Genomic DNA, 11,918 nt, shown 5'->3' on the forward strand with positions numbered 1-11,918 from the left:
GGCCAGGTCAGGTCAGGCCGCGTACGTCTTGAGGTACGCGATCACCATGCGGCGCGCTTCGTCGATCGTGGCGTCGTCGCCGGCCGGTGACTGCCGGAACGCGACGTCGAAGAGGCGGTTGCCCACCTCGAAGGCGAGCTGCAGCGCGAGCCGGGGGGTGTCGGCGGATACCAGACCGCGCTCGACGAGAAGGCGCCAGAACCGGTCCGCCTGAGCGGCGTCGAATTCCCGGACCAGGACGGCGAGCGCCTCGCTGCGGCCCGAGAACCACAGCTCGACGCAGCTCGGATGCTCGCGGAAGTAGTCGCGCAGGGGGTCGATGACGGCGTCCGCGGCCTCCCGCAGCGTGGACAGCGAGGAGCCTTCCAACGCGGCGGTGACGAGCTCCTCGATCACCCGCAGGTGCCGGCGCAGGAGCTCGGCGTCGACCTGGTGCCGGTCGGGGAAGTAGTGGTACATCGAGGCGACCGGGATGCCCGCCCGCTCACCGACGGCCTTCAGGGTGGCCGCCTCGTAGCCCTGCTCCCGGAGCAGGGCCTCGGCGGCGTCCAGGATGGCGCGTCTCCGCTCCATGCCACGGCGCTGCACGGCCGGACGGGCCGACGCCGGGGATGCGGACTTCTTCTCGAACACAATTCGAGATCGTATCAGCCACACATCGGCTTCCCCCGGGTGAAGCGAGGTGGCAGGCCCTGCCGTAACCGACGCCGATCACCACAACCCGGATTGACTACGCGCATCACCAAAACTTAAACTCGAATCGAGTTTGACTTTAGAGTTCATCCCTGGCGCCGAAAACCCCACGACGAGAGGAACTGGCATGGCCACATACACCGAGCGCGACGTCGCGGTGATCGGCAACGGGCTCATGGGGGCGTCGATCGCCCGTGCCCTGGCGCGTTCCGGCTGGAGGGTCACGGCATACGACCCGGACACGGCACGGGCTCGGGTGCTGGCGACCGAGCTGCCGGGGATCAAGGCCGAGGCGGACCTCGAAACGGCGGTCGCGTCCGCCCCCCTTGTCCTGACCTGCGCCCCGTCCTACGAAGCCGTGCTCCGAAGCCTGGAGTGCGTCGGCGACTGGAACGGCAAGACGCTCCTCAATACGGGGACGAGCTCGACGGCGGAGGCGGAGCACGCCGCCGCGTGGGCTGCCCGGAAGGGCGTCCCCTACCTGGACGCCGCGATCCTCTGCTTCCCCCAGGACATCGGCACCGAGCGAGGCTACGTCCTCTTCTCGGGAAGCCCCGAAGCCTGGGCGCGGCACGAGGAGCTGATCGCCGCCCTCGGTCAGGCGACGCGGTTCGTCTCCGAACAGGCGCAGGCCGCGAGCGCGGTCGACCTCACGATCGTCGGCGGGGTGTACGTCGCCGCGCTGGCCGCCTACATCGACGCCGCGGCGTACGCCCACAGCCAGGGGGTTTCGGGCGACGTCCTCGACGAGGCCACGGACAAGGTCCTCGCGGCGCTGAAGGACGGGGCCAAGGAGGCAGTGGCGGCCATCGGCAGCGGTGATTTCACGACGGACCAGGCCACGTTGTCGGTGTTCACCCACGGAGGCGAGACGTGCCTCGACGGCATGAGGGGCGCCGGCTTCGCCGCGAACGTGCTGGAGGCCGCCGTACGCAATCTCAAGACGGCCGAGGCCGCGGGGCTGGGCGGGTCGAGCTTCTACGCCCTGGCACAGGTCGCCGGGGGCGACTCCGCCGTCGGCCGGCAGCAGTAGCGGGGAACGGGTTCACCGCTTCCGACCACCACACCCTGAGAGGGGAACTGCTGTGCGCGACGAGGACCACGACGCGGACCGGACGAACGAGAGATGGAAAGCGAAGGGCATCGGTCTACGGGTGTTCTTCTACGTCGTCGGCACCTACCTGTTCGTCACCCTGGTGGGCCACCTGGGCGCGCAGGCCCAGGAATAGCCGCCCCGACCCCTCACACCTCTCGGGAGCACACCGAAATGAACACCGATGTCTGCGGCTCCACTCGTCACGTTCCCCTTGAGGGGTACTCCGGCAGGGCGCGGACGTGGCAGAAGGCGAGCTGGAGCCGAGTCCTCCGTGAGACGGCCGTCGGATGCCTGATCATGCTCGTACCCACCCTTCTCCTCGGCTTCTTCATGTCGTGGGACATCGGCATCGCCCTCGTGATGGCGACCGCGTCATCGGCGGTGCTCTCCTCGTTCGTGTTCTCCCTCAGGGGTCGTACGCTCGGGTGCGCGGTCAAGAAGGGCATCGTTCTGACGCTGGGATGGTGGGAGCGGATCTGAGGGGACGCCCAGTTCCATGGTGGCTTCGTCACAGGCTGTCCAGGGCGGAGACGAGGCTGGCCACCGTGACGGTGTTGAAGACGAAGGCGATGCAGGCGTTGACCGTCACCGTACGGCGCATCTCCCGGGACACCACGGTGACATCGGTCGTGCCGAACGTCGTCATGACCGAAAAGGCGAAATAGAGGTAATCGCTCCAGATCGGGGCCTCCTCGCCAGGCACGTCCAGTGCCCGTTCGCCCTCCACGAGGTTGTCGGCCTGGAAGGCGACGGCGAAGGACACGGCCACGCAGACCCAGGCGACGGCGACCAGGGTGAGTGCCACCGCCGCCCGGGCGACCGGCTCGAACGCTGAGCCGATGTGGCCGGGGCGCCACACCACCGCCACCACGAGCGCGGCGGCCGCGATGAAGATGGAGACCCCTGGCCCTGGCGCCGTTCCGTACACGTACCGCTGGAGGGTCGTGCCCCGTGTCTCCCGGTCCGCCCAGTCGCGCACACGATCGGGAGAGGCGGTCGAGAAGGCGATCGTCGTGATCAGGAGATAGGGAAAGAGATGGGCGAGCAGCATCAGCACGCACACGTCCGCCACCGAGATCTCCGCCCAGCTGCGGTCGAGGCCGAGGAGAAGCACCGCCGTGCACACAGCGATGATGAAGCTCACCGCCGACCGGCGACGCTCGGAGAGCCACTGGTTCCGACGGCGGCCCTGGGAACGTGACTGCGGCACGGAGAACTCCTCAGGAAGCAGCGGCTACCGACCCGTTCGAGGCCCGACGCTACGACATCATGGCGCTCCGTCGACGGTGTGCCGCGGCCGTCGCCGTGGGGTGTCGGCCGAATCGGTGGACCGTTACCCTCGCGTCGTGGGCTTGTGGATCACCCGCGCGAACGACCCCACGCAGGGCCGCGACGGCCGCCACGCGATCCGACCACCACGCCACTCGCGGATGAAGGAGTGCCGACCGTGCACACGACGGGATACACGGAAGCGGAATACGGCGGAGTCACCGTACTGGTCGGCGCCGAGCGAGGCGCCTACCCGCACGCCAACTCCGTCCTCGTGCGCGGCACCGCCGAGACACTGATCATCGACCCGTCGCTGTCGCTCGTCGAGTCGGCGCCTCCCGCAGACCTCGTGCTCGTGAGCCACGCACACGAGGACCACGTCGCGGGTCTCGGACGGTACGGCGCGCCCGTCCACGCCCACGAGGACGATCTCGCCGCCGTGCGGTCCCGTGCGGTCATGGCCGCCGGCTACGGCCTCCCGCCGGACGCCACGGAGCAGGCGGAGGCGATGCTGCGCGACCGGTTCCACGTGCGTGACCGCCCCGACGCGACGGGGTTCACCGACGGAGCCGTGTTCGACCTCGGGGGGCGCACCGTGACGGTCGTGCACCTTCCGGGCCACACCGCCGGTCATTGCGGTTTCCTGATCGAGCCGGACGGATTCCTGTACGTGGCGGACATCGACCTGACCTCGTTCGGCCCGTTCTACGGAGACGTCGGCAGCAGCCTGACGGATTTCGAGGCGTCCCTGCGCCGATGCCGGGAGATCGGGGCCCGCTGGTACGGGACGGCCCACCAGAAGGGCGTGATCGAGGGTGCCGAGGAGTTCGGCCGACGGCTCGACGCCTTCGTCGGCGTGGTGGAGCGGCGGGACGCGACCCTTCTGACGTACCTCGACGCACCGCGGACCGTCGAAGAGATCGCCGAGCGCCGGCTGGTCTACCGGCCGCACGTCGAAGGCCCCCACGTGCGGCCGGTGGAGCGGCGGATCGCGGCACGGCACCTGAGTCGGCTGGTGGACAGAGGAATGATCGTCGAGGTCGAGGCGGGGCGGTTCCGCGCCACGTAGCGGTCCGCATCACACGGTGTCACGCACGGTCGTCGCCGGCGGCAAGCCTCCTTTCCCGACCTCTTCCCGCGGGGCGCGGCGGGCGAACCAGCGGGCGATCGGCTCCGCGGTGACACCGTGCGCGACGACGCTCAGCAGGACGGTCGCGCAGGCCGTCCTGGCCACGAACGCCGCTTCCTCGTCGGGCAGCTGCGTGTACGCGAGGACGGCGAAGACGATGGAGGTGACGCCGCGCGAGCCCAGCCAGCCGACGGCGGCGCGTTCGGCCCCGCTGAACCCGCTGCCGGTGAGCGCGGTGACCACCGGAACGAAGCGGGCGACGGTGAGGGCGAACACCGCGTAGACCACGACCGCGAGGCTGACGCCGCCCGCGAACTCGTCCGTGATCAGCACCCCGAAGGTGAACCACACCGCCAGCGCCATCAGGTGGCTGACGTCGTGGACGAGCCGGAGGTGGTCGTCCCCCGCCGGACGCGCGGTGCGGGCGTAGCACAGGCCCGTCACGAACGCCGCGACGAAGCCGTTGCCCCCGACCTCCGACGAGGCCGTATAAGCGAGGAAGGGGAGAGCGAGGCCGGCCATGCGCAGGCCGGTGGGCCCCGTCCAGCCGGCTTCCCGGGACCTGCGCACCAGCCATGACGCCAGCAAGCCTAGGACCGCACCGACGAGCACCGCGTACGCCGCGCCCCGGGCGGCGTTCAGCAACAGGTCGGTGAACGTGTCCCCGTCCGTCGAAATGAGGTTGGCCACGCAGAACACGAAGAACGGCGAGACCAGGCCGTCGTTGAAACCGCCCTCGACGTTCAGGGCGGCCCGCACCCTCAGGGGCACGCGTTCGTCACGCAGCAGGTTCAGTACGGGGGCGAGGTCCGCGGGCATCACGACGAGGGCGGCCACCGCCGACAACCACCAGCTCGTGCCGGGAAAGAGCGCGACCCCGACGAGGGTGCCGAGCAGAACCGAGGCAGGCAGCGCCAGGCCCAGCAGGCGCCCCTCCCCCACCGACCGGCCCAGCCGTTCGTATCCCCGGGCCTCGGTGGCGTCCGTGAACAGCATGACGGCCAGAACGACCTCGACACACCTCTGGAAGGTGTGGGCGTCGAGGTCGAAGCCGAGCACGGGCCGGTCGCCTCCCGCCAGCGCCGCGCCCGCCACGGCGAACGCGATCGGCGCGGTGACGCTCCAGCGGGACATGCGGCTCGACACCAGCGACCACACGAAGAGCAGGGACAACAGGGCGAGGACGGCGGCCACGTGCGTCACCGCCTCGGACGGGTGACGAAGAGGATCACCGGTGACTCCCCAGGGGCCCGGTCGAACAGCATCGTGTGTTGTACGACGCCGTCGGACATGGCGTCGTTCGGCACGGACAACGCCGGGCCCCCGTTCATCGCCACCGCCGAGGTCACCGCCCCATGCTCGCGAGCACTGCCTTGCCCGCGTTCTCGCCCGAGCTCGCCGCGTCGGCGAGCGAGGGCATGTCGAGCTGGTAGTCGCCGGCCAGGTGGATCGGCCCGAGGGGGTTCCTCAGCACGGGCAGCGACGCACGCCTTCCGGGCGCCCAGAAGGGCACCACACGGCGGTGCCGCCGCACGGCCCCCTCGTCGAGCTTCCCTTCGAGCTGGGGGTAGAGCGAGATGAGGTCCGCGGCGAACCGGGTGACGATCGCTTCATCGGAGAGCTCGAAGAGCTCGTCGGCCATTGCCCCGCCGGCGAAACACGCCAGCGCGCCGCCGGGCTTCCGCTCGCCTCCCCTGCGGGTGGCGGCGGCGTGGTTGAACACCGCCTGGAACGAGAGCTGCGGCGTGGAGACGGCCAGGAGCTCGTCCCAGGGCTGAGGCCCCTTCTCCTCGGTGAAGAAGCCGACGATCACGTACCGGCCGTAGCGGATGTCCTGGAACGCGTTGCGGTACGTCTGCGGAAGCGCCGGAAGGATCCGCATCGCGATGTCGCTGGGCACCGCGACGACGGCCCGCTTCGCGCGCACCCGTACCTCGTGGCCCGCTGCGACGTACTCCACGACGACCCCGTCCCCCTTCGGCCTCACCGACCTGACGGCTGCCCGGAGACGGAGACGTTCGCCGAGATCGGCGGCGAGAACGTCGGTCAGCGTCTGGTTCCCCCCGACCGGCAGCGCGAAGTTCGGTACCTTCGCCGGATCCGTCATGGCGATTCCCACGGACGTCACCAGCTGGGTCGCGGCCGTTTCGCCGGGCTCGCAGCCCATCCACTGGCCCGACCACGACCGGACCATGTCCCGGGCCAGTCCGGAGCGGACACCGCGCAGGAGGTCGGAGGCGAGACGTCGGTCGAGCCCGGCCCGCACCCGCTTCGCCAGGCCGCTGGCCGAGGCGAGGAACGGCACCGCGGCAAGGATGCGGGCACCGACCACAGCCATGCCGACCTGGTCCACGAGGCGCATGCGCGTGCGGAACATGAGCGCGAAGAGATCGGCCGTGTCGACCAACCGGCCGTTGAGGGCCAGTGCCACGCCCTTGCCTGCCAACGACCCCATCTCGATGCCGTGGCGGTGGAGAGCGTCGATCAACGGCCCGGTCCCCTCGGTGAACTGCGTACCGAGGTTGATCCAGTAGTCGCCCTTCCGAACCGTCTCGACACGTCCGCCCGCGCGATCGGCCGCCTCCAGCACGATGACATCGGTCTCCTGGGCAAGCGTCGTGGCAGCCATCAGGCCCGCCATTCCCGCCCCGACGACCACGACGTCGCAGGTCTCCTCGCGCACGGGGGGCACGGCGTTGACCGCGTCCGACTCGGGCTCCGCGTTCGTCATCCCTGTTCCTCTCTTCGTCGTGCGCAACAAGCTTCCGGCTGGTCTCGACGCGCACGGCGCGAGACCTCGCGGCTTCAGTCCGGTCCTGACGAACGGACTATTTGATTTCGAATCGACTTCGAGTTTATAGCAGCTGCGGTGGGGAGCGCACGAGACCCGCACGTCGGCGACTTCGCCTCCGCCGGCTCGCCACCGCCGCCGCACCCGGCTCTCGCACCGAGCACGCGGGCCCTCGGAGTGCTGCCGGACGCCCCGGCGGTGGTGGGCACCACCCGAAAGGCATGGTCGTGCCCTCCCGCCGCACGGAAACCGAGGCGCGCGCCGGCGTGACGGGCCGACCCCTCGCCCGGCCAGGCGTTCTCGATGGTGGCGATGCACTCGCCGTGGAACGGCGGCACGGCGGAGCTGGCCGGGTGGGAGCGGCCCAGCGCCCAACGGTCCACCACGGTCTGGCCCTTGACGTTCTGGTGCACCGGCGCCTCGGCGCTGGCGACGAAGCAGGTGCCCATGGTGACCGCACAGGCGCCGAGCGCGAGGACGACGGCGAGGCCGCTGCCGGTGACGATGCCGCCGCTGTCGATGACCGCGGGGGTCCAGGCGTCGCACGGCAGCGGGGATGAGGACCAGGCCGGGGACGTCCTCCTCGGCGGGGTCGCCGGCGCACTCGGAAAGAAGGCGCGACCCGCTCCGCACGCGACAGCACAGGCCTGTCGACGGCGGCCTTGATGTCACGTCCGGAGAGATGCGCCGGAGGTGACGGTTAGCTCCTTTATTGCGCCTGGGCCTGGCTCCTCAGGGCCGCCGGCTCAGACGGTCCGAAATGCGGTCGAGCACCCACCCGGCCTTCAGCGCCGTCGCGCCGAGAGCGAATGAGGGCATGTAGGGCGGCCGCGGCCGCCAGATCGCACGCAGGTCGTCGTGGATCTCGTCACCGGCGAGCCGGTCGGCCAGCAGCGTGCCGATATAGGGCGACTGGGACAGCCCGTGACCATTGCAGCTGACGGCGTAGAAGACGTTCTTCGCGGCCTCTCCGGCCACCGGGAGGAAGGACGTCATCGCCACCCACCCGCCCCACGCCCGCTGGGGCGCGACATATCCGAGCGACGGGAACCGCTCGTGGAAGCCTTGGACCAGGTCCGCCACCACCGCGCGATCCGGCTCGTGGGCACCCAGCGCCGACGGCGCCGCCTGGAGCCGACGGGTACCGAACATGATCGTGCCGCGAGCGGTGCGCCGGTAGTTCTCGAGAATCGTGTGCGGGGTGATGATGCCGGTACGGCTTGTCCAGCCGATCGCCGCCAGACGGTCGGGATCGACCGGCTCCGTCTCCACCAAGCTGGTCCAGACGGGCGTGATACCGCTCGGGGCGATCTCGAGGTCGCGGGAGTGGGCGTTGGTCGCGAGCACGACCCTCTCGGCGCGGACGCGCCCACCGGGCACGCTGAGCACGACGCCCGCGCCGTCCGGCTCGACGGCCTCCACGGCCGTCCGCTCGAACACCTTCGCACTCGACGCCAGCAGTACGGCCCGCAGCCCGAGGGCGAGCTTCCCGGGGTTCAGCAGGCCACCACCCCGCTCGAAGATGCCGCCCAGGAAAGTTCCCGGCAGGCCGAAGTCACGGCCGTCGACGAATTCCACGTCCGCCCCCGCGTCACGGAGGATCCCCATGTTCTTCCTCAAACGCCGGAACTGTCCGGTGGAGACAGCGGCGATGACGTTACCCGTGGGGTCGTACTCGCAGTCGATGGCGAGGCGCCCGATCAGGCCCTCGGTGAACTCCGCCGCGTTCCCGCCATACCGCACGAGGTCGCGGAGCCGGCGCCGGTACAGCAGGCGCAAGAGCTGCGGGTCCCCGGCCAGGGCGTTCGACAAATAGCCCGCGTTGCGTGAACTCGCACCCCAGCCGCAGTACCCGCCTTCGAGCAGAGCCACATCGACGCCGCGCTCCGCCAGCCGGAGCGCCGCCGCCATCCCGACGAGACCACCGCCGACGACAGCGACATCGCACCGGACCTCACCTTTCAGCGCCGGCGCGAGATCGGTGGGCCGATCAGTCCACCCGGTGAACGCCGAGTAGGTCAAGCCGTCGGTGGACGCGTTCTTCGCCACGATGCCCCTCGTCTCCCGTTCCCCGCGTGGGACGGGAGAACGAGTGATGGAAATAGGAAACCCGAATCGAGTTTGAGTTTAGCGCCTTCGTCCAGCTCACTCATCGTCGGCCAGCAGCACGCACCACGCACATCCGAGGCTGGTCGGCGCGATGCGTGCGCAAGCTCAGCTGCGGATCGGGCCGAGGTGTCGATGCGACACACATCGCCAAGCAGCGCCGGCCACGCCGCCCGGAAACTCGCCCCTCCTCCCCACTGGCGCCGGATTTCGCCCCCAGCCATCGCCTCGGGTGAGCCCCGCGAGGGCTTGCCGGCGGGCACGCCGGGCCGAAGCGGTGATCACCGGCACGGTCTACGTGATCACGCCGTCGGAGCCGTCCTGGATTCCCCCGTGCGTCAGACCGAGTCGTCGGCAGTTCGGGAAGCCAGTGATCGCGCTGCGGCACGAAAGTACGGACGCGGCCCGCCGGGGCCGGCCCTGGAGCCTGCCACTGGAGGGCCGAGCCGCCCCACCTCCTGGCACACCGACTTGGCGCCGCGTCGACTCGCCCCGCCGTTCGGGGTTTCCAGGTCGACGCCCACTCCTGGCACGCCGCAGCGGTCGGCCGACTGCCGCCCGAGAACCGCACCCGACTGCAAGACGCGGGAGGAACACGACGCCAAGACCACCGCCGGCAACCTCGCCCTTGCCGGATGAAGGAGAGGGGCACACCGCGGCCCTGCACGCCCGACGTGACACGAAGATCCTTTACGGGACAGCCCTTTGGTGCGGCCGACAGCGCACCCACCCCACAGGGACGATCAGCCTGGGGGGTGTCCTCACGCGCCGGCCACCGTCCCCAGCGGTTCCGTGACGGAGCTGGTGAGCGGCGCAGACCACGGCGCCGCGACCGGGCCGCCACCACGCCAGCACCGCACCGACAGACTCCTGACGCCCTGTCAGGAAAGTCAGCAAAAAGTCAGCATGCAGCTGATCGGACCTGCTCCCACACAAGCACACTCTGGAAACACACCCGCCGACTGCACGACTGCGGGAGAGATGCGACAGGACCCCTCCCCCAGTCGCGGCGACAGCTGCAAGAGGGGACCGAAAATCTTCGATGCTCCATCGGCTCGACAGGGAAATTCCCAGGTCAGCGCACTCGACCTCGCGCCTTCAGGTGGGCCGCCGGGACCTCCGGCGCGTCCAGCCGGTCGCCGTCGTAGCCCTTCACCTCGCCGAACCGGTCGGACGTCATCCAGTCGTCCCTCGCCTCGCGGATCTCGTCGTCCGTGCGCCCCACGAAGTTCCACCACCACTTGATCCGTCGACGTTTCCGCAGGTCAGAGGCGTTAAAGTCCGCCAAAGTCAGCAAAAGTCAGCATCGACATGCCTTCGAGAAGGCCGATCTGCCCGCAAATCACCTGCTGGTCCCGGGCACAAAGAGAGAGTCAGCCACCGCCACCCGCGACGCCGTCCTGAAGCAGCCGCTGCCCCGGCTGCGGGTCGAGCCGGTTCCTTGGCGTGACGCCCCTTCGCTCCAATGGGCCTCATCGAGCACCGGTGTCCCGCGGAGTCGAACAGAGGGAGGCGAAGAGTATTCGTCCGCGACGTCTTCGATGGCGATCCGATCGAGTCGACCGCCCAGGTATCCGAGGGCGACAAGGCAGTGGAGCAGGCCCGCGGTGAATGAGCCCCCCGCGCCAACGGCGTCCACGACGGTCACGGGCTGGACTTGGACAGAGGGAGAGGGTGACTTTCTGGGTTCCATCGCGCACCCGAGCGGGTCACGGCACTCAGGCGCTCTGCCGGGAGATCACTCGATGCGCCTCGAGCGCGAACGACAAATCGACCACATGGCGTGGTTGCGACAGCAGACGACCCGTGAGCCGCTCCAAGCCGGAGCGGAAGGTCCAGGTCGTCTCGTCCTTCGTGCCCACCGGGGTCCAGCCCGCCTCGCGGGTCGCCGTGGAGGTCACCGTGTAGTTGGCGAGCTCTTCGAGCACGGTCACCGTCACACCGACTGGCGAGGGGGTGTTGCCGAGCAGGACACCGTCCCGCCGCACCGTGGTGGTGCCGGTCACGTCGGTCCCGAGGTACATCCGTGCGTGATGGCCACCCTCGCCGACGTTGAAGGGCGCGTAGGCGACGCTGAGCCGGTCGCCGTCGCGGACGGAGTTGAAGCGTTTGCCGAGGTCGGGCTGTGCGTAAGGCCAGTCCGGGTTGGCAGGGCCGCGGTTCCACTCAGTGTGCGTGAGGCCGGGCTTCAGAGCGCGTTCACCGGACTCCTCCTCGGCCTCGGCGCCCGTCGCGCTGCTCGTCGGAGGCGTGGGCGTGGCCAACACCATGGTCGTCTCCGTCCTGGAACGCCGCCCGGGGTTCGGGCTGCCCCGCGCTCCCGGGGCGACCGGGGCCGGATCCGGACACAGTTCCTCGCCGAGTCCCTGCTCCTGCCCCCCCTGGGCGGCACCAGCGGGGCCCTCTTCGGCACGGCCGTCACCTCCGGATACGCCCTCTACCAGGGCTGGCCGACCGTCGTCACGCCCTGAGCCATGGCCGACGACATCGGGGCCGCCGTCGTCATCGGCGCCCTCGCGGGGGCTCTACCCGGCCGTCCGGGCCTCCCGTCCTTCCCCGACGGAATCACTGGCCAGGCCCGCCGCAGGCGCGGCTACAGGCCCTGCCACGCGGGCTTCGCCGCGTACGTCGCGCGGAAGTAGTCCGCGAGCTTCAGCTTGGAGGCCGCGGCCTCGTCCACGACCACGGTGGCGTGCGGGTGCAGCTGGAGCGCGGAGGCCGGCACGAGCGCCGCCACGGGGCCCTCGACGGTCTGCGCCACGGCCTCGGCCTTGCCCTCGCCGGTGGCGAGCAGCACCAGGTGGCGGGCCTCCAGGATGGTGCCGATGCCCTGG

Annotated in this window: 12 protein-coding genes and 2 pseudogenes; 5 read left to right on the forward strand and 9 right to left on the reverse strand. The window is 70.1% G+C overall.

Annotation, left to right across the window (positions count from 1 at the left end; translation table 11 throughout):
- Positions 1–12: 12 nt before the first annotated feature.
- A complete protein-coding gene (locus tag IO20_RS0115670) occupies positions 13–633 on the reverse strand; it encodes a TetR/AcrR family transcriptional regulator (protein ID WP_030545669.1) in 621 nt (206 codons plus the stop codon).
- Between the two features lie 187 nt (positions 634–820).
- Between IO20_RS0115670 and IO20_RS0115675 the strand changes: the two genes are divergently transcribed.
- From IO20_RS0115675 to IO20_RS40320, 3 genes are all read left to right on the forward strand, one after another.
- Positions 821–1,726 carry an FAD-dependent oxidoreductase gene (locus tag IO20_RS0115675; RefSeq protein WP_030545671.1) on the forward strand — a complete coding sequence of 302 codons (906 nt, stop codon included), beginning with the start codon at positions 821–823 and terminating at the stop codon, positions 1,724–1,726.
- Between the two features lie 52 nt (positions 1,727–1,778).
- A complete protein-coding gene (locus IO20_RS40725; RefSeq protein ID WP_169749492.1) occupies positions 1,779–1,922 on the forward strand; it encodes a DUF6126 family protein in 144 nt (47 codons plus the stop codon).
- A 164-nt stretch (positions 1,923–2,086) separates the two neighbouring features.
- Positions 2,087–2,269: a hypothetical protein gene (locus IO20_RS40320; protein WP_157850781.1), complete on the forward strand. Its 183-nt coding sequence runs from the start codon at positions 2,087–2,089 to the stop codon at positions 2,267–2,269.
- Between the two features lie 28 nt (positions 2,270–2,297).
- Here IO20_RS40320 and IO20_RS0115690 read toward each other — a convergent pair whose 3' ends face one another.
- Positions 2,298–2,999 carry a DUF1345 domain-containing protein gene (locus tag IO20_RS0115690; RefSeq protein WP_030545675.1) on the reverse strand — a complete coding sequence of 234 codons (702 nt, stop codon included), beginning with the start codon at positions 2,997–2,999 and terminating at the stop codon, positions 2,298–2,300.
- A 237-nt stretch (positions 3,000–3,236) separates the two neighbouring features.
- Here IO20_RS0115690 and IO20_RS0115695 point away from each other — a divergent pair, with 237 nt between their 5' ends.
- Entirely contained in the window at positions 3,237–4,127 is an 891-nt protein-coding gene (locus IO20_RS0115695; protein ID WP_030545678.1) for an MBL fold metallo-hydrolase, read from the forward strand.
- 9 nt (positions 4,128–4,136) lie between these two features.
- Here IO20_RS0115695 and IO20_RS0115700 read toward each other — a convergent pair whose 3' ends face one another.
- From IO20_RS0115700 to IO20_RS0115720, 4 genes are all read right to left on the reverse strand, one after another.
- Positions 4,137–5,381 (reverse strand): cation:proton antiporter, encoded by a 1,245-nt coding sequence (locus tag IO20_RS0115700; RefSeq protein WP_063761373.1) that lies wholly within the window; start codon positions 5,379–5,381, stop codon positions 4,137–4,139.
- Between the two features lie 151 nt (positions 5,382–5,532).
- On the reverse strand, positions 5,533–6,918 hold the full coding sequence (locus tag IO20_RS0115710) for a flavin monoamine oxidase family protein (protein WP_051874216.1): 1,386 nt from the start codon (positions 6,916–6,918) through the stop codon (positions 5,533–5,535).
- A 74-nt stretch (positions 6,919–6,992) separates the two neighbouring features.
- Positions 6,993–7,529 carry a nitronate monooxygenase gene (locus tag IO20_RS39730; protein WP_342635499.1) on the reverse strand — a complete coding sequence of 179 codons (537 nt, stop codon included), beginning with the start codon at positions 7,527–7,529 and terminating at the stop codon, positions 6,993–6,995.
- A gap of 181 nt (positions 7,530–7,710) precedes the next feature.
- On the reverse strand, positions 7,711–9,027 hold the full coding sequence (locus tag IO20_RS0115720; protein ID WP_078945785.1) for an NAD(P)/FAD-dependent oxidoreductase: 1,317 nt from the start codon (positions 9,025–9,027) through the stop codon (positions 7,711–7,713).
- 355 nt (positions 9,028–9,382) lie between these two features.
- On the opposite strand from IO20_RS0115720, the pseudogene IO20_RS41390 reads away from it, so the two are divergent.
- A pseudogene (locus IO20_RS41390) lies at positions 9,383–9,600 on the forward strand (IS5/IS1182 family transposase); the annotation flags it as partial.
- 559 nt (positions 9,601–10,159) lie between these two features.
- Here IO20_RS41390 and IO20_RS38605 read toward each other — a convergent pair.
- From IO20_RS38605 to IO20_RS0115735, 3 genes and pseudogenes are all read right to left on the reverse strand, one after another.
- On the reverse strand, positions 10,160–10,309 hold the full coding sequence (locus IO20_RS38605) for a pirin (protein WP_078945786.1): 150 nt from the start codon (positions 10,307–10,309) through the stop codon (positions 10,160–10,162).
- Between the two features lie 493 nt (positions 10,310–10,802).
- Positions 10,803–11,354 (reverse strand): hypothetical protein, encoded by a 552-nt coding sequence (locus tag IO20_RS42355; protein ID WP_030545688.1) that lies wholly within the window; start codon positions 11,352–11,354, stop codon positions 10,803–10,805.
- Positions 11,355–11,677: 323 nt separating this feature from the next.
- Positions 11,678–11,918, reverse strand: a pseudogene (locus IO20_RS0115735) (glucosamine-6-phosphate deaminase); the annotation flags it as partial.

The organism is Streptomyces exfoliatus, from assembly GCF_000725545.1.
In the GTDB taxonomy this organism is placed as follows: domain Bacteria; phylum Actinomycetota; class Actinomycetes; order Streptomycetales; family Streptomycetaceae; genus Streptomyces; species Streptomyces exfoliatus.